This is a genomic window from Marinobacter sp. UBA5687 (assembly GCF_002420325.1).
Lineage (GTDB): Bacteria > Pseudomonadota > Gammaproteobacteria > Pseudomonadales > Oleiphilaceae > Marinobacter > Marinobacter nauticus.
This window is the reverse complement of the sequence record NZ_DIHV01000085.1, coordinates 1-19968: the sequence shown is the minus strand read 5'-3', so window position 1 is coordinate 19968 and position 19968 is coordinate 1. Positions and strand designations below refer to the sequence as shown.

Sequence of the window (19968 nt, the reverse complement as noted above, 5' to 3'; positions counted from 1 at the left end):
ATCAGGACTGACCAAAGGCCTTAAGGGCTTCAGCCAGAGAATCAGGACTCTCGATGCCGTGAACCGGCAGAGAACGATCGATACGTTTGATCAAACCGGCCAGTACCTTGCCGGCGCCACACTCAACAGCCACACCCACCCCTTCGGTAGACAGCCGCTGTACCGAGTTTGTCCACAGCACCGGTGAGTATAGCTGCTTGAGCAGATTAGCTTTCAGCACCTCTGCATCCCTTGCCGGCTCAGCATTGACATTCTGGACAACGGGAATGACAGCATCGTTAAACCGAATATCCTCAAGAGCTTCAGCCAACTGTTCCGCCGCCCCCTTCATGAGCGCACAGTGGGAGGGAACCGAAACCGGCAACGGCATGGCCTTGCGGGCACCTTTGGCTTTGCAGGCTTCAATGGCCCTTTCAACGGCCGCTGCGCTACCGGCAATAACCACCTGGCCCGGCGCGTTAAAATTCACTGCGGCAACCACATCACCTTCAGCAGACTCCTCACACGCCGACACCACATCCGAGTCCTCAAGACCCAGAATGGCCGCCATACGCCCCTGCCCTTCAGGCACGGCATCCTGCATCAGTTCACCGCGCAGCTGAACCAGCTTTACAGCTTCAATAAAATCCAGGCTTTCCGCCGCCACCAGGGCGCTGTATTCACCCAGACTGTGGCCAGCAACAAAATCCGGCCGGGGGCCGTCAGATACACACCACTGCCGCCACAGCGCAACACTTGCGGTCAGCAGAGCAGGCTGAGTAACCATGGTTTTATTGAGCTCTTCGGCGGGGCCATGCTGACAAAGATGCCACAGGTCATAGCCAAGAACGTTGGACGCCTCGTCAAACGTTTCGGTGATCATCGGCCACGCTTCAGCGGCAGCAGATAACATGCCGAGTGACTGGGAGCCTTGTCCGGGAAAAACAAACGCTGATTTCATAAGCGGAATCTTATCGTCATTGAAGGGTTACTGAAGATTAGCCAATAGTACAATCAGGGCCAATTATCCGCGAATAAGAGCCGGGATGCGGGACGACTTTAGTCGCGCTCCCGGTAACGAGGAGGGATCATAACATCAGATCATCGAGTCTTTCGTTGATCCTTCGTGGCACTTCCAGCTGAACCTCACGAACGGCCTGCCGGATCGCCGCCAGCATCGCCCGCTCATTGGCGTTGCCGTGACTCTTGATGACCACACCCTGCAACCCGAGCAGACTGGCGCCATTGTGCCTGGAAGGGTCCATCAATTGCAGAAGTCGCCCGATAATCGGCCTGGCCAGCAAGCCCACAAAACGACCGTACATGGAGCGTGTGAATGCCTGCTCCAGCAATTCGATCAACAGGCCGGCAACCCCCTCTCCGGTCTTGAGGGCTATATTGCCCACGAAACCGTCACACACTACAACATCGGCGACATCGCGAAAAAGGTCACTTCCCTCGACATAACCGATGTAGTTGATGGTGTCGCACTGGGCCAGCATGTGTGATGCGAGCCGGACCTGTTCATTACCCTTGATTTCTTCCTCACCGACATTCAGCAGTGCCACCCGTGGCTCGGACTGGCGGCAGATAGCGGATGCCATCAGGGACCCCATCAGGGCGTACTGGTAGAGATTCTCCGCTGTGGAATCGACGTTGGCACCAAGATCCAGGACATGGCAACGGCCACGCAGAGAGGGGATCAGCTTTGCGATGGCAGGACGTTCAATCCCGGGATACATCCGAATGATCGAGCGACCGAATGCCATCAGCGCACCGGTATTTCCGGCACTGACACAGCCCTGCGCTTCTCCGTCCCGCACGAGACTGAGCGCAATGGCCATAGAGGAGTTTTTCTTGTGGCGGAGGGCATGGGAAGGCCGCTCGTTCATACGAACGACGTCGGCAGCCTCAACAATGCGAATACGGGCATGCCCCTCATGCAACAAAGCCTCGAGCTCGCTCCGGATTCCCACCAGAACAAGACTCAAGGCTTCGTTTTCACGCACTGCTTCCAGCGCAGCATGGACGACAACCGCGGCACCGCGATCACCGCTCATAGCATCAATGGCAATGGTGACCGGCGTATTCACCACTCGTCCATGCGGCACAGGTCAGAAGAAATTCCCGACGAATTACTCGTCGCGAGCCTCAACTACCTGCTTGCCACGGTAGAAACCGTCTGGAGATACGTGATGGCGACGATGAACTTCACCAGTTGTTGCGTCGGTAGACAGAGCAGCAGCACTCAGTGCGTCGTGTGAACGGCGCATGCCACGCTTTGAACGAGTTTTGCGATTTTGCTGTACAGCCATGGTTATGCTCCTGACCTATTTTCGAATACGTTAATGCTTTGTCGTCTTAAGTCCCGCCAGAACACTGAACGGGTTCTCTTTTCTTTGCTCTGTCTCGGGCTCTTCGGTAGCCTCGGGCACTTCGAGCGCTTCAAGATCTTCTTTTGCCGGACACTCTTCCCGCTCGTGGAGCGGAAATGGCGGCAGCACCAGAAGCAACTCGTCTTCCACCATTGCCCAGAGATCGGCGTTGAAATCCTCTACCAGAAATGGCTCCAACGCTTTCGGCAACCGCTGCGCCTGCTCATCACTGATGACCAGACCGAGATCAAAACGGGATTCCAGAGTCACCTGCATGTCACCCATGCAGCGCTGGCATTCCAGAATGACCGGCGCAGACAACTCACCCGACACTATCCGGCGACGCTCCCCATCCCGATAGAAAGACAGCTTTACGCTGCACTCACCATCTTCTGGCAGTCCCGGCACAGCTTCACGAAAACGAGAAAGCCCCCTGAAAGGAATCACCCCTTCAAGCGTTGTGTTCTGCTCTGCCAACTTGTTTGGGTCGACAGATCTGGGCAGTTCGACGATCGGCGCTTTGGACATAGGCGCGCAATTTTAGGGGCGAGACCCGCCTCTGTCAAAGACTTAATCGACTTTCTACCGGGCCTTTCGCCCGGAATAGGGGTATTTTACGATATCAGCCCGAAAGAACCCCCATATCCAACCGACCGGACCTGAAACCCTATGCTTCCTCCCAAGCTGCTATTGGCCTCTTCCTCACCCTACCGAAAGCAATTGCTGGCCCGGCTCGACCTTGCGTTCGACACTGCCAGCCCCGACATCGACGAAACACCCACTCCAGGAGAAGCAGCCGAAGCCCTGGCCGTCCGACTTGCAGAAAGCAAAGCAAAAGCTCTCGCCCCGCGCTTTCAGGACCATATCATCATCGGCTCTGACCAGGTGGCGGCATTACCGGATGGCAGCCTGCTGAGCAAACCCGGCCACTACGACACAGCAAAACAGCAATTGATGCGAAGCAGTGGCAACCGGGTGCGCTTTCTCACCGGTCTGGCCGTTCTGGATACCCGAAGCGGCAACCTTCAAACTCACTGCGAACCGTTTGAGGTGCACTTCAGGGACTTACAGGAAGAGGAAATTGAAGGCTACCTGCAGAAAGAGCAGCCTTACGACTGCGCGGGGAGCTTCAAGATGGAAGGTCTTGGCATCGCCCTGTTCAGCCGCCTTCAGGGCGACGATCCCAACAGCCTGATCGGCCTGCCGCTGATTGCACTCACCCGTATACTGAGAGAGCTGGGCATCAATCCATTGCTGGACTGATGCCCGAGGCAACTTATCGGAGCTCCAGTCGTGACTCCATCAACCGGGTTGCGACACCTTCACCAACGGCGACCCCCAGCTGATCCACAAACTTCTGAAAAGGAGAGCGGCTGCGACTGTAATCGACAAGCTCCTCTTCGCCCACCAACTGGCGCGCGACCCAGGATGAACTGCCCAGACCATCTACAAGCCCCAGCTCTACCGCCTGCTCACCACTCCAGACCAGACCACTGAACAGCCGGGGATCATCCGCCAGGCGATCGCCCCGCCCCTGCCTGACCGCTTCAATGAACTGCTTATGGGTGTTTTCAAGCACGCCTTGCCAGAACGCAACCTCTTCCTCCTGCTCCGGCGAGAACGGGTCCAGGAAAGCCTTGTTGTCACCTGCGGTATAAAGACGACGATCCACGCCAATCTTTTCCATCGCCTCAGTGAAGCCAAAACCACCGGCCACTACACCAATCGATCCGACCAGACTGGCCCGGTTGGCGTATATCTCATCGGCTGCTGCGGCAATGTAATAAGCGCCCGATGCACCAATATCAGAAATCACCGCGTAGATCTTCTTGTCGGGATATTCCTCCCTCAACCGCTTGATCTCATCATAGACATAGCCGGACTGCACCGGACTGCCACCCGGGCTATTAATCCGCAGCACAACCGCCTTCGAGCTCTCGGCCTCAAACGCGGCACGCAATGCCCCGACCAGGTTATCTGCACTGGCCAGCTCATCAGCAGCAATCGGGCCATTCACCTCTACCAGCGCGGTATGGCTTCCCACTGTGGCCCCGACGCCTTCTCCGAAGGGCGCACGAATCATGAACAGCAGCGCAAACAGATATCCGAACGTGAGCAGCTTGAAGAAAATACCCCAACGACGACTGCGCCGCTGCTCCGCCTGCAAGGACATCACCAGCTTTTCGATCAGACGCCAATCACGCCCCGTCTCCGGCGGCATCGACGGCTTCCTGCTGCCAAACAAGCCACCTCGGGCGCCCCGGGCTTCTGACTCAACGGGCTTGTCGCCCCACTCCGACTGCTTATCCGAATCCCACTCGCTCATTCGTCTTCCTTACTTGCAACGTCCTGCTGTTAGCGCAGACCCAACACCTTCCGGAGGTCCGCCACTGAATTCACCACTGCATGAGGATCATAGGTCTCAAGCACATCACGCTTATGCACCCCCCACTCCACACCGATGGAGGGCATGCCAATACGCTGAGCCATCTCCAGATCGTAACGGGTATCGCCAATCATCACAGCCTCTTCCGGTTCATAGCCGTAGAACGCCAGGATTTCCTCCAGCATCAACGGATGCGGCTTGGACCGGGTTTCATCCGCACAGCGCGTGATATCAAAATGCGACCCCAGACCACTGGAGGTCAACGCCAATTCAAGACCCCGCCGACTCTTGCCAGTCGCCACCGAACACCCACGCCCGGAACCCCGGAGATCGGCAACCACATCGGCCATGCCGTCGAACACATTCTGGGGCGTGGTCACCTTCTTGAAGAAGTAACCGGCATAACCTTCACGAATACGAACCATCTCCTCACGACTCAGACCCGGATACAGCTTCTCCAGCGCCTCAATCATGCCCAGACCAATAATGTCGCGATAGGCCTCTCGCTCCAGCTCTGGATACCCCAGCTCCGTTGCCGCCTGGTGCAGGCTGTCAGCGATATGGTCCACTGAATCAATCAGCGTTCCGTCCCAGTCAAAAATAACGACTTTTACCTTCATCAAGACCGCTTCCCGCTTCGCTTGGTCAATTCTTCGAGCACCCCGGAAAAGGGCCCGTCGTATACTGCTTCCAGCCGCATGGGCTCACCCGAACCCGGAAGCGAAAACTCAAGAGCCCTGGCGTGCAACATCAAGCGCTGCCCACCAATGGCCCGGAAAGCTTTCAGGCTCGCATCATCCATATACTTGTCATCGCCCGCAATCGGATGACCCGCCCAGGCACTGTGTACCCGAATCTGGTGAGTCCTGCCGGTCACCGGCGATGCCTCAACAAGACTATACCCCTGAAATCGCTGCAAACAGGTAAACAAAGTCAGGGAACTCTTGCCCTCCTCACTGACCCGAACCCGACGCTCGCCATTAGGCATCTCAAAACGCAACAGCGGCTCAGCAACACGATCAACATTTTCCGGCCAACTGCCGACCACCAGAGCGTGGTAATACTTGCGAATCCGCTTCTGCCGCAGCTCATCCTGCAAAAACCGCAACGCGGAACGCTTTTTAGCCACCATTACCAGACCAGACGTATCGCGATCCAGACGATGAACCAGCTCCAGAAACCTGGCTTCCGGCCGGGCCGACCGCAACACTTCAATCAAACCGAAACTCAGTCCGCTTCCGCCATGAACCGCTATACCGGAGGGCTTGTTCACCACCAGCATTTCATCGTTTTCGAAAACGACCGCAGCCTCCATAACCCCCTGCACCCGACTGCCGGGCTTGGGCTGCTCCGCCCTGGCCTGCTGCACCAGCGGCGGAATTCTGACCACATCCCCCGGATTAAGACGGGTATCAGGCTTTACACGCCCCTTGTTTACCCGCACCTCACCCTTTCTGACAATGCGGTAGACAATGCTTTTGGGCACCCCCCGCAATCGTGCAAGCAGGAAATTATCCACCCGCTGCCCTGCCATATCCTCATCAACGGTAATCCACTGAACCTCTGTCGCCACCTTTCCCTGAACACGATCAGAACCCGCCTTCACAGCAGCCTTTCCGACTTCACGGACCTTCCCACTGGCGGGGCGACGACCCTTTGTCTTACGGGAATCGGGGGAGCGAGACATGTAAACCCTTGCGTTGGTAAATTGCGGCACCGTATGGCCGCCCCTGCATACCGGGACGGACGCAACTGAGGAGTTGCCTGCCCACGCCGTACCTGTTATATTCCGGCGTGCTCTGCCGTTTGTCTACGGCCTGACGAACTCTGGTCAGAAGCCGGAGCGGCAGCAGTATACCGATACTGATTAAGAGTTTGAACGCTGCAAAACCAATCATTAACGGATGCAGCGGGAAACAGACTCCCGGAATCACAGGCCAGACCGAGAAAGGCTGTTACCTGCTCCGGGAGAGGAAAACCGACTGGAAAACCGTCGGGCGACATCGCGAAGAATCATTGCCACGCAAACCCGGGCCGTCCAGCAAACCAATACGACGTGAGACCCAGGGGCTTGTGTGAACCTGAAACGGATATTATGCGTCAACAGACTCTCACCCTATTCGACCTCGACCTGCCCACCGGCAGGCGGGATGTCGGCGGTGGTCTCAGACACCCAGGATTGCACCCCATAAGGGTATGATCCGTCTGGCCGCCGGCCTGCCTGCTGTAAAGGGCCCGCGGCACGCACATCCTGCTTCGCTGATGCGAATCCCCCCGGTTTTCTGTCACCAACAAACGACAGGAACCCTTTCTTTCCATGAAAAGAATGTTGATCAATGCAACTCATCCCGAAGAGTTGCGCGTCGCGCTGGTTGACGGCCAACGGCTGTTCGACCTTGATATCGAATCCAGTACCCGCGAACAGAAAAAGGCCAACATCTACAAGGGCCGCATTACCCGGGTAGAACCCAGCCTTGAAGCGGCTTTCGTTGACTTTGGCGCAGAGCGCCATGGCTTCCTGCCCCTGAAAGAAATCTCCAAAGAGTATTTCAAGAAGTCGCCCGGGCAGATTGAGGGCAAAATCAACATCAAGGATGTTGTCTCCGAAGGCCAGGAAGTGATCGTTCAGGTCGACAAGGAAGAGCGTGGCAACAAGGGCGCTGCCCTGACCACCTTTATCTCCCTGGCTGGCCGCTACCTGGTGCTGATGCCCAACAACCCCCGCGCCGGTGGTATTTCGCGCCGCATTGAAGGCGAAGAACGGACCCAGCTGAAAGAAGCGATGAACGGCGTTCAGGTGCCGAAGTCCATGGGCATTATTGTGCGTACGGCCGGCATTGGCCGCACCACCGAAGAGCTCCAGTGGGACCTCGACTACCTGGTACAGTTCTGGGAAGCCATCACCCAGGCGGCCGGCGAGCGCAAGGCTCCTTTCCTGATCCATCAGGAAAGTAATGTGATCATCCGCGCCGTGCGCGATTACCTCCGCCAGGACATCGGCGAAGTCCTGATCGACGCCGAAAGCGTGTACGAAGACGTTCTGAGCTTCGTTCGTGCGGTCATGCCCACCTTCGAGAACAAGATCAAGCTGTACAAAGACGAGATCCCCCTGTTCAGCCGTTATCAGATCGAAGGCCAGATCGAAACGGCGTTCCAGCGCGAAGTGAAACTGCCCTCCGGCGGCTCGATTGTCATCGACCCGACCGAAGCCCTGGTGTCCATTGACATCAACTCATCACGGGCCACCAAAGGCCAGGATATTGAAGAAACGGCCCTGCAGACCAACCTTGAAGCGGCCGAAGAAATCGCGCGCCAACTGCGCCTGCGGGATATGGGCGGCCTGATCGTTATCGACTTCATCGACATGACGCCAGCCAAACACCAGCGGGAAGTCGAGCAGAAGATGCGTGAAGCGCTGGAACTCGACAGGGCCCGCGTTCAGGTTGGCAAGATCTCTCGTTTCGGCCTGCTGGAAATGTCACGTCAGCGTCTGCGCCCCTCACTGGGCGAGACCCGCAGCGAAGTTTGCCCGCGCTGTGAAGGCCAGGGCACCATCCGGGGTATCGAATCTCTGGCGCTGAGCATCATGCGCCTGATCTACGAAGAATCCTCCAAGGAGAAGACCGCAGAAGTACGAGCCATGGTGCCGGTTTCTGTGGCCACCTTCCTGTTGAACGAAAAACGCAAGCAGCTGGCCGACATTGAAGCCCGCCAGGGCGTAGCGGTTGTGGTCGCACCTGTGCCCAACATGGAAACGCCGCACTTCGAGATTCTGCGCCTGCGTCAGGACGAAACCTCTCCAGAGCATGTCTCCAGCCATCAGGTAGCTCAACAGTACAGCGAGCGTGAGGAAGAGGCAGCCGTAGAAGTTGCAAGTGCCGAGAAACCGGTGCGCGAACAGGCCGCCGTGAAAGCTATCCGCCCCTCTGCGCCAGCCCCAGCACCGACAGCCGCTGCGCCAACGGCTGCTGCTGAGCAGGAAGAAGGCCTGTTCCGCAAACTGGGCAAGAAGATCGCGTGCTTCTTCCGGGGTGAAGAACCGGAGCAGGAAGCCAACCGCGACACTAACCGGAACCGGAGTGAAGAGCGTCGCAACCAGGCCCGCCAGGATCGCCGCAAATCCCGCGTTGCCCGCGATGACCAACGCACCGGCGGCAACCGCAGCGGCAATGATCGCCGTCAGGGTAGCCAGCAGAACCGTGGCGATGACAACCGGGGCCGCAATCGTGGTGGCCGTGGTGACGATCAGAATCGCGGTGAACGTGGTGGCCAGAACCGTTCCAACCGGGACGACCGCTCTGGCGACAGCAAGGGCAATGACAACCGCCGGGACAACCGCAAGGACTCCCAGGGCCGCGGCCAGAACCGGAACCGTCCCCAGCGTGACCAGAAAGGCCCGCAGGACAACCGGGAACAGCAGGAATCCCAGAAGGGACCTTCCAACGACAAGCAGGGCGGTGACGACAAGCAACGCAAACCACGCCGACAACGTAACCGGGGCGGCTCGCCCGCCGAGACTCCGGCATCAACGCCAGCAGAACGCAAAGCGGAACGCAGCGAGAAGCACCAGAAAGATACCCAGCCGGAAAAAGCGGCTGACAAGACAGCTCCTGTGGACGCTAAAGCCAGTGAGTCGCGCGTAGATAAAGCCGAGCAACCGGCCGCAACAACGCCGGAAACCAAAACTGCGCCAGAGAGCCGCAAGCCTGAACAACAGGAAATGGCCGAGAAGCCGGAGACCAAAACCGAACAGGCCGAGCAGAAAGAGGCTCCCTCAGCAGAAGACAAGCCTGAAGCAAAGGATGAGAGCAGCCGCAAAGAGAAGTCTGACGGCCGCAGAGGCCGCAGCTCAGGCCGCCAGCGCAAGCCTCGCTCTGCGGATAGCGCTGAAAAATCCGGTGCTGCCGAAGACAAGGGTGACAAGGAGAGCTTGCCGGCAGAAGCCGAGCAGAAACAGGCCGCCAAGCCTCAGCGTACCGAGCAGGTCACCGCAACAGAAGCCGAGCAGCCTGCAGAAAAGGCCAGCGCCGAGCCTGCCAAAGCCGAAGACAAAGAACCGGTCAAGGCAGAGGCCAAGGCACCCCGGCAAGCCAAGGCTGACTCACCGAAGGCGTCTGAGCCGGAAACCGGCGCGGCTTCTGATCAGAAGGCTGCCGAGGATAAAGCCGACAAGGCGCCGGAACAGAAAGCCGAGGCCGCTAAAACCGAGCCTGAAGTAGATACGGCGCCGGAGAAGCAGGCCGGATCCAGCAGCGAAAAACCCGCTGACAAACCGGAGCAGCCTGCAGAGCCCGTAAAAGCCGAGCCAGCTCCGGCCAGCGAAAAGCCAGCGGAGCAGAAAGAAGAGACTCAGGAAGCCAGTGCATCGGAAGCTATCCCGGTGACTCCGGGCCGGGCCTATAATGACCCAAGGGAGGTCCGCAAGCGCCAACGCGCGGCCGAAGAAGCCAAAAAGGCAGAAGAGGCCAAGCAGGCCGGGAGCAACTGATCATGCTGAGCAACTCGGACATCGAAGCGCTGGAAGACATTCTGTTCGCAGAACCCTGGGGAGATCATGCCCTGGACTTTTTCGGGTTCCATGGCGTGGTGTGTGCCAGCGTGATCGGGCCGGTCAGCCTGAAGGCGGAAGACCTCTTCCGCCTTGCCACAGGCACAGATCAGTTGCCGGATACCGGCATTCCCGACACGTTTACCCATTGTGTAAATGAGCTTGCACGGGATATGGCCCACGCCCTGGATATGGGCCAGCCACTGGAGCTGCCGGAGCCAGAAGACGGCGACCCGATGAATGCTCTGGAAAACTGGTGTGCGGGCTTCGTCGATACCTTCCTCGAGCATGAGGAGGCCTGGCTGCAGGCTGCGGATGAGGATGAAGTCGCTGACCTTATGGTGCCGATGCTGACACTGTCTGGCCTGTTTGAGGACGAGGACTTCCAGAAAGTCCGGAATGACGAGAAGCTGTCAGCCAAGATGGCAGAGGCCATCCCGGACTCGCTGACCGACCTCTACCTGTTGTTCCACGCGCCGGATTGAAGCCTCAGGCCTCAATCGGTTGCCGAAAATGATGCCAGACGGGCTCCAGCCCCTCTGGCATTTTCATTATGCGCCCCAGCTCACACCAGGGAGCTCCCGGGAAGTGAAAATCACTGCCCTGAGAGGCCCAGAGTTTTTCCCGCCGCGCCAGCTCGGCCACAAAACCCAGATCGCCACTGGATTGGCCCGACACTGACACCTCAATGCCCTGCCCTCCGGCACGGCCGAAATCCGCAGTTAATGCCCGTAAACGGGTTGCTGTGAGACGATATTTCCTGGGATGCGCCAGCACAGCAATCCCGCCGGCCGCCACGATCCATTGCACCACCTCCGGCAACTCCGGCCAACACGCCTTTACATCTCCTGGCTTGCCAGTTCCCAGATACCGTTTAAATGCGTGCGCCACCTTGGGTACAACACCGTCTTCCACCAGAACTTCGGCAAAATGCGGGCGCCCGGGCACGTCCCCTCCGGCCACTTTCGTCGCCCGCTCAAGAAGCTGGTCTACGTTCAGGCGGCTTAGCCTGTCGGCGATCATCCGAGCCCGCTGCCAGCGGTTTTCGTTCTGGCGCTCAAGTGCGGCGAGAAACGCAGGATCACGTTCGTCAAAATCGAGCCCGACCACATGAATGGTATGACTGCGCCAGACACAGGAAAGCTCCACGCCGTTAATCAGGGACAAACCGGAACCTGACGCCGCACCTCTCGCCACCTCGAGACCTGCGATGGTGTCATGATCGGTCAATGCCAGATGGCTAACCCCCTGCTCAACGGCTCTGGCTATCAGGGCCTCTGGAGACAGCGCGCCATCGGATGCTGTGCTATGGCAATGCAGATCAATGCACGTTCTGGAGTCTTGGGGTATAGTCACGAACAATCCTGAATAACGAAACGGGCACCAGTGTATCAGCCTTCAGGCAGTGCCCCTAACCTCAGCTGATCACCGATCGGAGAACCCATGTATTACGCCATCATCAGCGAAGACATTGCCAACAGCCTGCCCCTGCGCAAAGAAGCCCGGCCTGCCCACCTGGCCCGACTGGAACAGCTCAAGGCCGAAGGCCGGTTACTGGTAGCTGGCCCCCATCCGGCCATTGATTCGCCCGATCCGGGCGAAGCAGGCTTCAGTGGCAGCCTGGTCATCGCTGAGTTCGAATCGCTGGAGAAAGCTCAGGCCTGGGCCGATGCCGATCCCTATGTCGATGCCGGCGTGTATGAAAAAGTAATCGTCAAACCCTACAAGGTAGTGCTGCCCTGAACAAAGCGGCCGCCAGCATGAGCGGATTGTAACGCTGTGGTGCTTGAATAGCGGCCACCTTGTGACAGAATTGCGGGTTTAAATCATCAGTAATATCACTATCAGGGAACGTACTCCGTGACACCGCTCCGTCTCCTTTTCAGCCTTGTGCTTATTGTCAGCTCCGTTTCCGTTGCGCAGGCGCGCACCGTCTGGGTCGATGATCAACTCTACCTGCCTGTGCGCTCGGGCGCCGGCACGCAGTACCGTATCATCGAAAATGCCCTCCCCAGTGGCACGCCGCTGGAGGTGCTGGAGACCGGTGACAATTACACCCGCGTACGCACGCCGAAAGGGACGGAAGGCTGGGTTGCGAGCCAATACCTGAGTAACGAACCGATCGCAGCTGATCAGCTTCATCGGGTCAGTCGTCAACTGGACGAAACCCAATCTGAGCTGGCTGAAGCTCGTCAGCAACTGGCCGCCGTTACCGAAGAACGAAATTCTCTGCAGAATGCCGAGAATAATCTTTCCAATCGGGCGGAAGACCTGCAAACTGAACTACAACGCATCAAGAATATTGCCGCTGACTCCATCAATCTTGAGCGTCGTAACCGTGAATTGCGCGAAGAAAACCAGAAACTGCGGAATGATCTGGAAGTACTGACAGCGGAAAATGAGCGTCTTGAGGCCAGCAAAGAATCTGATTTCATGCTTCTGGGCGCGGGCCTCGTGTTTGGCGGCGTACTGCTGGCCCTGATCATTCCCATGCTCAAACCGACAAGAAAAACCGACAACTGGGCGTAAAGGTGATGAAAGATTACTCTGAGAAGCGCGACTTCCATCGTATGCAGGTGAACAGCACCATCACGATTATCGGCAACGATGGTGAAATCCACACCGGTATCTGCCGGGATCTCAGTGCCGCCGGTATGCAAGCAGCAGTGGAACGACCGTTCAGGATTGGCGAGGAGCTGAGAACCCGAATGGAGTCCGCTGGAGATCAGTTCCCGCCCCTGGAGACGCTCGGCGAGGTGGTGCGTTGTGAGCCTGATGGTGATGGTTATCTGCTCGGGATCAACATCATAGAAGTAACCCAATAAAAAACGGCGGCCCAAAGGCCGCCGTTTTTGTCTGTGCCGAGGCCGCGGCTTAAACCAGCGGCTTCTCGGAGACGATGATGCCATTGTTATCGGCATACACGTACTGCCCGGGCTTGAACGTCACACCGTGGAAGGTCACCGGGATATTCAGATCACCGATACCACGCTTTTCAGTCTTGCGCGGTACGGTACCCAGGGCCTGAACGCCCAGATTAGTCTGTCCAATCTCATCTACATCACGGATGCAGCCATAGATGATCAGGCCAGCCCAGCCGTTTTCCGCGGCTTTCTCGGCCAGCATATCCCCCAGCAGGGCATTGCGCTTGGACGCGCCACCGTCAACCACCATCACGCGGCCGTTCCCGGGCAGCCCAACCTGCTCTTTCACCACTGAGTTGTCTTCAAAACACTTCACGGTCACGATCTCACCGCCGAACTGGCGCACGCCACCGTAATTATTGAAGCCAGGTTCGACCACCTGCACTTCCGGAAATTCGTCACACAGATCCGGAGTAATAATCTTGCTCACGTTGTCGCTCTCCTTTTCCCAAGTGTTGGTGATCAGTCGATCTTCTCGTCGGCCAGGAAGAACCAGGTATCGAGTACCGAATCCGGGTTCAGAGACACAGTATCAATGCCCTCATCCATCAGCCACTTGGCCAGATCCGGATGATCTGACGGGCCCTGACCACAGATGCCAATATACTTACCGGTTTTCTTGCAGGCCTGGATAGCGTTGGACAAGAGCGCCTTTACCGCATCGTTACGCTCATCGAACAGGTGGGCAATGATGCCAGAATCCCTGTCCAGACCGAGCGTCAGCTGAGTCAGATCGTTGGAACCAATGGAGAAGCCATCAAAGTGCTCCAGGAACTGCTCAGCCAGAATGGCATTGGCCGGCAGTTCACACATCATGATGACCCGCAGGCCGTTCTCACCACGCTTCAGGCCGTTTTCCGCCAGCAGATTCACCACCTGCTCAGCTTCGCCGACAGTCCGTACGAACGGCACCATCACTTCAACGTTGGTCAGGCCCATTTCATTGCGGACTTTCTTCAGAGCCCGACACTCAAGCTCGAAACAGTCGCGGAAGGTATCGGAGATATAGCGCGACGCTCCGCGGAAGCCCAGCATCGGGTTCTCTTCGTCCGGCTCGTACAGAGTGCCGCCAATCAGATTGGCGTACTCATTGGATTTGAAGTCGGACAAACGCACAATCACTTTCTTCGGAGCGAACGCCGCTGCCAGGGTGGAAATGCCTTCCACCAGCTTGTCCACGTAGAAATCCACCGGTGAGGCATAGCCGGAAATGCGCTTTTCCACGGTCTGTTTGATGTCACGGGGCAGACCGTCAAAGTTCAACAGCGCTTTCGGGTGCACGCCGATCATCCGGTTAATGATGAACTCAAGGCGGGCCAGGCCCACACCTTCATTGGGCAGCGCCTGGAAGTCAAAGGCTCGGTCGGGGTTACCCACGTTCATCATGATCTTGAACGGAATGTTGGGCATGGAGTCCACGGTATTCTCACGCAGCTCGAAGTCCAGAGCACCCTCGTAGATCATACCGGTGTCACCTTCGGCGCAGGAGACGGTCACGTCCTGACCATCCTTGAGCACCTCGGTGGCATCGCCACAGCCCACAACCGCCGGAATACCCAACTCCCGGGCAATAATGGCCGCATGGCAGGTACGGCCGCCACGGTCGGTAACAATGGCGGAAGCCCGCTTCATCACCGGCTCCCAGTCCGGGTCGGTCATATCGGTAACCAGCACGTCGCCAGCCTGTACCCGGTCCATTTCGTTAATGCTGGTGATGATCTTCACCGGGCCACTGCCGATCTTGTGGCCGATACTGCGACCTTCCACCAGCACTTTGCCGGTTTCCTTCAGCAGATAACGTTCCATCACATTGGCAGCTGCGCGGCTCTTGACCGTTTCCGGCCGGGCCTGAACGATGTAGATCTTGCCGTCATCACCATCTTTAGCCCACTCAATATCCATCGGGCGCTGGTAATGCTTTTCAATGATCATGGCCTGCTTGGCCAGTTCTTCCACTTCCGCATCGGTGATGGAAAAACGATTACGGTCTTCCTGCTCCACCTTCACGGTTTCAACAAACTTACCCTCACCCGGTTCGGAATGGTAAACCATCTTGATGGCCTTGCTGCCGAGGTTACGGCGCAATACCGACGGACGTCCGGCTTCCAGGGTCGGTTTGTGTACGTAGAATTCGTCAGGGTTTACGGCACCCTGCACCACAGTTTCACCGAGGCCGTATGAGGAGGTAATAAACACCACATCGCGGAAACCGGACTCGGTATCCAGGGTGAACATAACACCGCTGGAAGCGGTTTCACTGCGAACCATCTTCTGGATACCGGCAGACAACGCTACCAGCTTGTGATCGAAACCATGGTGCACGCGATAGGAGATCGCCCGGTCATTAAACAGGGAGGCAAACACCTCCTTCACCGAGGTACGAACCTGCTCCAGACCCACCACGTTCAGGAAAGTTTCCTGCTGGCCGGCGAAAGAGGCATCAGGAAGATCCTCGGCGGTGGCGGAGGAACGCACCGCGACAGCCATCTGATCGTTACCGGCCTGAAGCTTGGCATAGGCTTCTTTCAAGGCGTTATCCAGAACTTCCGGAAACGCGGTGTCGATTACCCACTGGCGAATCTGGGAGCCAACCCGCGCCAGTTCGTTAACGTCGTTGACATCCAGGGCATCCAGGGCTTCGTCAATGCGGTCTTTCAGGCCGTCGGTGGCCAGGAATTCACGGTAAGCATGAGCAGTGGTAGCGAAACCGCCAGGGACGGTAACACCAGCATTGGCGAGATTACTGATCATTTCACCGAGGGAGGCATTCTTGCCTCCAACCCGGTCTACGTCGGACATTCCCAGGTGGTCAAACCAGATAATGTAATCTTCCAAAGCGTGTCTCCCTTGAGTCTGTGTAGCGCGGAGTCTCGAATCTGGCGTGTATGATACTGTAAGCTGCGGAAATTACCTAGGGAGGCAACCAAAGACTCCCGGGAACAAGTTCAAACCAGACCGGATACGACCATGAAAAGAACGGCGTTTTTTATCTCTGATGGCACTGGCCTTACGGCAGAAGCGCTCGGCCATGCCCTTTTGGCGCAGTTTGAAAAAATCGAGTTTGAGCGGGTTACCGTGCCCTATATCGACGATGAGGAGAAGGCCCGGGATCTTGTCAGCCGCATCAACAAAGCGTCGGAAATCGATGGGGAACGGCCGCTGGTATTCGACACCATCGTTAATGGCGGCATCAGGGAAATCATCAGCCGGGCCGACGGCTTTATGGTAGATATCTTCGGAACCTTCCTGAACCCTCTGGAGCAGGAACTCAACTCGTCGTCCTCCTACTCCGTAGGCAAATCCCACTCCATCAATAACGCGGGCAGCTACGAGCGTCGGATCCACGCAGTCAACTTTGCGCTGGACAATGACGACGGTGCCCGCACCCGGCATTACGACGAGGCCGACCTGATTCTGATCGGAGCATCCCGCAGCGGTAAAACGCCCACTTGCCTGTACCTGGCCCTGCAGTATGGCATCAAGGCCGCCAACTATCCGATTACCGAAGAAGATCTGGACGACCAGAAGATGCCCGCCGCGCTCCGGCCCCATAAGGAAAAACTGTTTGGCCTGACCATCGAACCGGAACGCCTTGCCACCATTCGTAACGAGCGCCGGCCAAACTCCCGCTACTCGTCGCTGCAACAATGCATGCATGAGATTGAGGAAATCGAATTAATGTACAAGCGGGAGCGGATTCCCTATCTGAATACTACGGCGTATTCCGTTGAGGAAATCTCGACCAGAATCATGGTGACAACGGGCCTGAAGCGGCACCGCTGAGGCAGGAAACCCGGCAGAGAGCCAATGGCCCTCTGCCAGTCAGATCAAAGTTCCTGAATGTCCATGCCAAGCCCTTCCACAACCGCACGGTTGTCGGGGCTTGTCACCACGGCCACATTGGCCTTTTCAGGCGCAAGCCAGGTCTTGGCCACGCGCTTAAGCTCGTCCAGAGTGACACCAAGAACCCTCTCACGGAAACGTGCGCGCTGCTCCGGCGTACGCCCGAACAGCCTGTTGTGGTAAGCATGGCGAGCCGCTCCGGCTGGCGAGCGGGGGCGGTCGAGTTGGCCGATCACACCCAGGATAGCCTCTTCCAGAGCCTGGTGCTCATGCGCTTCGCTGTACAACCAGTTCAGCGCTGCATCGAAGTCATCCAGGGTTTCCGCAAGGCGTGGATCGCGATAGGAGAAGAACCGGAAAACACCATTCACGCTGTCCTGGCCGGCGCCACCACCGTAGGCCCCGCCTTTTTCACGGATGGCCCGGTGCAGATAACCGTTCCGGAGAAAGCCTCCCAGTACCGTCAGCGCAGCCGCATCGGGATGATCCACCGCAACCGTCGGGTAGGCTTTGGCACAGAAATTGACCTGGGTAGATGTCAGCCAGGCCTCCCGGGTGTTGTAGCTGACCGGCTCCATGGACCAGTTACCCTCACCCTCTGCAGACACTCCGCTCCAGCAAGTGCCCAACTCATCCAGCATGGGCGACAACTGGTCGTCCTCACCAATCAGCAGGAACTGGCGGTTCTGGCTGCGAATACGGTTGTGCAGCGCGGCCAGCTTGCCACAGAAATCGGCCAGGCCGGCTTCATCTTTGAGCTGCTGATCAAGCTCCTTGGTACCACGAATTCCAGCCAGACCACCCAGACGGTACGACAACCAGGCACCGGAACTGACGCCCTGAGCCGCTGCGCCCATGGCCAGGGCATGCCCGCTGCCCGTCACCGCCTGCTCACGGCGAGCCCGGATCTGGGCAATGATCTCACGAACACGCTCTTTTTCGTCAAAACGGGCCCCGGTGTAGACATCCTTCAGCAGGCGGGTCAGCGCTTTGCTGTTGCGGCTCAGCGCCTTGCCACTGAAAATCAGATAGCCGGTCATGGCCTGAACATCATCAATCTGCCCCTTGGCAGTAAAAGAAGCGCCGATGCCGCCAGATTCCGCAGAAATACGATCCTGCATTTGCAAGTAATCCAGCTCTCCACACCCCACTTCGGAAATCAGAGTGGTGTAATAAGGCAACAGCAACAGTTCGTCTTTGCTCAGAGCCGGCAGCGGTAGCACCACCTGCTGATACACCAGGCCATTAGTGCCTCGGGAATAAACGGTCGCACCGGTTTCGGCATCGTACCGTCCCTCCGGCTCCGGCATCTGCAGCGGCACATCATCCAGCCCAACCTTGGGCAGTATGGAATCATCATCCTTGCGCATCTGGCGCTCTTCCAGTGCCTGAGCACGCTGCACAATATGGCTGATATCATCGTCGGACAGCTCCGCCTTGCGCCGGGCAAGGGCATCCTTGATGGCCTGCTGACGACGGCCTTCGAGTTTTTCATCCGGGCGCAAAGTCAGGGTTACCCGGTGCGGGTTCTCCAGCAACTTGCGCCGGATCAGCCCGGGCACATACTCGGGATCCTTGATCTTTTCCCTCAATGTCGCCAATACCGGCTCGAGATCCAGCAGTTCCACCGGATCACCACCATGAACCATGGGGGCAATCGCGCTCATGATCAGTTGCAAGCCGTAGGGGAACTGGTCTCCGGCAATCTCCCGCTGGTGCAGTTCCAACTGATGCAGGATGGCCTCGAGGCGCTCCTGGCTGACACCGTCATCCACCACCTTCTGCAGCGTAGACTCAATCAGCTGTTCCAGATCCGCCCTGCGCTCCGGCTCGCTGCCCTCAATACCGCAAACGAAGGTCATTTCCCGGTTGGAATCCTCCAGCCCGCACATGGGAGACGGCGCATGGCCCAGGTCTGTGGTTTCCAGCGCCCGCATCAACGGCGATGCGCTGTTTTCCAGCAAGACGGCAGACAATAACTGGCCTTCAAGATTTTCCTGCAGGTCGAAGCTGTGGCCCAGCAACCACCCCATCACAATGTGGGTCTTGTTGTCGGTGCTCTCACCTTCATTTACCGCATAGCCCTGCTCTACCCGGACCGGCGCGAACATGCGCTTCTCGTCTTTCACCGGCAGTTCAATATCCAGCCGATCGAACCGTTTCAGCGCCAGCTCTTCAAACTTCTCGTGGTGTTCCCGGGCCGGGATATTGCCGTAGGTCGCAAAAATCGCATTGCTCGGGTGGTAGTGGTGGCGATAGAACTTCACCAGGTCGTCATAACTCAGATCGACAATATGATCCGGCTCGCCGCCGCTGTTGTAGTGATAAGTGGTGGTCGGGAACAGATGGCTTGTCAGGTTCTGCCAGAGCTGGGAGGTAGGTGCACTCATCGCCCCTTTCATCTCGTTGTAGACCACACCCCGGTATACCAGGTCGCTGGATGGGTCATCCGGCTTGTCAAATTCCAGGCGATGACCTTCCTGTGCAAAATCCAGCGGGTCCAGCTTGGAGAAGAACACGGAATCCAGGTATACCGACAGCAGATTGTCGAAGTCCTTTCGGTTCATGCTGGCAAAGGGATAAGCGGTCCAGTCGCTGCTGGTGAACGCATTCATGAAAGTGTTCAGGGAGCGGCGAATCATCATGAAGAACGGATCACGCACCGGATAACGCTCACTGCCGCACAGGGCGGTATGCTCCAGGATGTGGGCGACACCGGTCGAATCCATCGGGAACGTTCGCAAGGCAACGAAGAATACGTTCTCGTCGTTGTCCGCTGCCAGGTGTAGATGGCGTGCACCGGTCTTTTTGTGGCGATACTCCTCAACCTCAAGGTTCAGGGTGCCGATCCGGTGACTGCGAAGTTTCTCAAAAGCCGGATGGATTGCATTGTCAGTCACTGCAGCCATTAAA

General features: G+C 57.6%; 18 protein-coding genes. 7 read left to right on the top strand and 11 right to left on the bottom strand.

Annotated features, from left to right (window positions below):
- Position 1: 1 nt before the first annotated feature.
- From fabD to B3Y70_RS08785, 4 genes are all read right to left on the bottom strand, one after another.
- Positions 2-940, bottom strand: a complete 939-nt coding sequence (gene fabD, locus B3Y70_RS08800; RefSeq protein WP_014421135.1) for an ACP S-malonyltransferase — start codon at positions 938-940, stop codon at positions 2-4.
- Between the two features lie 127 nt (positions 941-1067).
- Positions 1068-2072 (bottom strand): phosphate acyltransferase PlsX, encoded by a 1005-nt coding sequence (gene plsX / locus B3Y70_RS08795; protein WP_014421134.1) that lies wholly within the window; start codon positions 2070-2072, stop codon positions 1068-1070.
- A 42-nt stretch (positions 2073-2114) separates the two neighbouring features.
- Positions 2115-2294 carry a 50S ribosomal protein L32 gene (gene rpmF, locus B3Y70_RS08790; protein WP_011785345.1) on the bottom strand — a complete coding sequence of 60 codons (180 nt, stop codon included), beginning with the start codon at positions 2292-2294 and terminating at the stop codon, positions 2115-2117.
- A gap of 30 nt (positions 2295-2324) precedes the next feature.
- The gene (locus B3Y70_RS08785; protein WP_121206806.1) at positions 2325-2882 is read right to left on the bottom strand and encodes a YceD family protein; all 558 of its coding nucleotides are present in this window, start codon (positions 2880-2882) and stop codon (positions 2325-2327) included.
- A gap of 141 nt (positions 2883-3023) precedes the next feature.
- On the opposite strand from B3Y70_RS08785, the gene B3Y70_RS08780 reads away from it, so the two are divergent.
- Positions 3024-3617, top strand: a complete 594-nt coding sequence (locus B3Y70_RS08780; RefSeq protein ID WP_121206807.1) for a Maf family protein — start codon at positions 3024-3026, stop codon at positions 3615-3617.
- A gap of 13 nt (positions 3618-3630) precedes the next feature.
- On the opposite strand, the gene B3Y70_RS08775 is transcribed toward B3Y70_RS08780, so the two are convergent.
- From B3Y70_RS08775 to rluC, 3 genes are read right to left on the bottom strand one after another with little or no spacing between them, the layout of a single operon-like run.
- Positions 3631-4680 carry a S49 family peptidase gene (locus B3Y70_RS08775; protein ID WP_121206808.1) on the bottom strand — a complete coding sequence of 350 codons (1050 nt, stop codon included), beginning with the start codon at positions 4678-4680 and terminating at the stop codon, positions 3631-3633.
- A gap of 29 nt (positions 4681-4709) precedes the next feature.
- Positions 4710-5360, bottom strand: coding sequence for an HAD family hydrolase (locus B3Y70_RS08770; RefSeq protein ID WP_023009931.1), 651 nt, complete (start codon positions 5358-5360; stop codon positions 4710-4712).
- Entirely contained in the window at positions 5360-6427 is a 1068-nt protein-coding gene (gene rluC, locus B3Y70_RS08765; RefSeq protein WP_153740326.1) for a 23S rRNA pseudouridine(955/2504/2580) synthase RluC, read from the bottom strand. Before rluC ends, B3Y70_RS08770 begins: the two co-directional genes overlap by 1 nt.
- 630 nt (positions 6428-7057) lie before the next feature.
- Here rluC and rne point away from each other — a divergent pair.
- Both rne and B3Y70_RS08755 read left to right on the top strand, forming a co-directional pair.
- On the top strand, positions 7058-10228 hold the full coding sequence (gene rne, locus B3Y70_RS08760) for a ribonuclease E (protein WP_286714291.1): 3171 nt from the start codon (positions 7058-7060) through the stop codon (positions 10226-10228).
- Between the two features lie 2 nt (positions 10229-10230).
- A complete protein-coding gene (locus B3Y70_RS08755) occupies positions 10231-10773 on the top strand; it encodes a YecA family protein (RefSeq protein ID WP_014421126.1) in 543 nt (180 codons plus the stop codon).
- Between the two features lie 4 nt (positions 10774-10777).
- Here the strand turns inward: B3Y70_RS08755 and B3Y70_RS08750 are convergent, their stop codons facing one another.
- A complete protein-coding gene (locus tag B3Y70_RS08750; protein WP_031210468.1) occupies positions 10778-11644 on the bottom strand; it encodes a PHP domain-containing protein in 867 nt (288 codons plus the stop codon).
- Positions 11645-11731: 87 nt separating this feature from the next.
- Here B3Y70_RS08750 and B3Y70_RS08745 point away from each other — a divergent pair, with 87 nt between their 5' ends.
- The 3 genes from B3Y70_RS08745 (at position 11732) to B3Y70_RS08735 (ending at position 13113) form a co-directional block, all read left to right on the top strand.
- Positions 11732-12031 (top strand): YciI family protein, encoded by a 300-nt coding sequence (locus B3Y70_RS08745; RefSeq protein ID WP_011785354.1) that lies wholly within the window; start codon positions 11732-11734, stop codon positions 12029-12031.
- 117 nt (positions 12032-12148) lie between these two features.
- Entirely contained in the window at positions 12149-12817 is a 669-nt protein-coding gene (locus B3Y70_RS08740) for a TIGR04211 family SH3 domain-containing protein (RefSeq protein ID WP_153740328.1), read from the top strand.
- 5 nt (positions 12818-12822) lie between these two features.
- Positions 12823-13113, top strand: coding sequence for a PilZ domain-containing protein (locus tag B3Y70_RS08735; RefSeq protein WP_153740329.1), 291 nt, complete (start codon positions 12823-12825; stop codon positions 13111-13113).
- Positions 13114-13162: 49 nt separating this feature from the next.
- On the opposite strand, the gene rraA is transcribed toward B3Y70_RS08735, so the two are convergent.
- Both rraA and ppsA read right to left on the bottom strand, forming a co-directional pair.
- A complete protein-coding gene (gene rraA / locus B3Y70_RS08730) occupies positions 13163-13642 on the bottom strand; it encodes a ribonuclease E activity regulator RraA (RefSeq protein ID WP_023009926.1) in 480 nt (159 codons plus the stop codon).
- A 32-nt stretch (positions 13643-13674) separates the two neighbouring features.
- Complete coding sequence (ppsA, locus tag B3Y70_RS08725) at positions 13675-16047, bottom strand: phosphoenolpyruvate synthase (RefSeq protein WP_014421120.1); 2373 nt, start codon at positions 16045-16047, stop codon at positions 13675-13677.
- A gap of 132 nt (positions 16048-16179) precedes the next feature.
- Between ppsA and ppsR the strand changes: the two genes are divergently transcribed.
- Positions 16180-16995, top strand: a complete 816-nt coding sequence (gene ppsR, locus B3Y70_RS08720) for a posphoenolpyruvate synthetase regulatory kinase/phosphorylase PpsR (RefSeq protein ID WP_011785359.1) — start codon at positions 16180-16182, stop codon at positions 16993-16995.
- A gap of 44 nt (positions 16996-17039) precedes the next feature.
- Here the strand turns inward: ppsR and B3Y70_RS08715 are convergent, their stop codons facing one another.
- Positions 17040-19964, bottom strand: a complete 2925-nt coding sequence (locus B3Y70_RS08715) for an insulinase family protein (protein WP_199452191.1) — start codon at positions 19962-19964, stop codon at positions 17040-17042.
- Between the last annotated feature and the right edge of the window lie 4 nt (positions 19965-19968).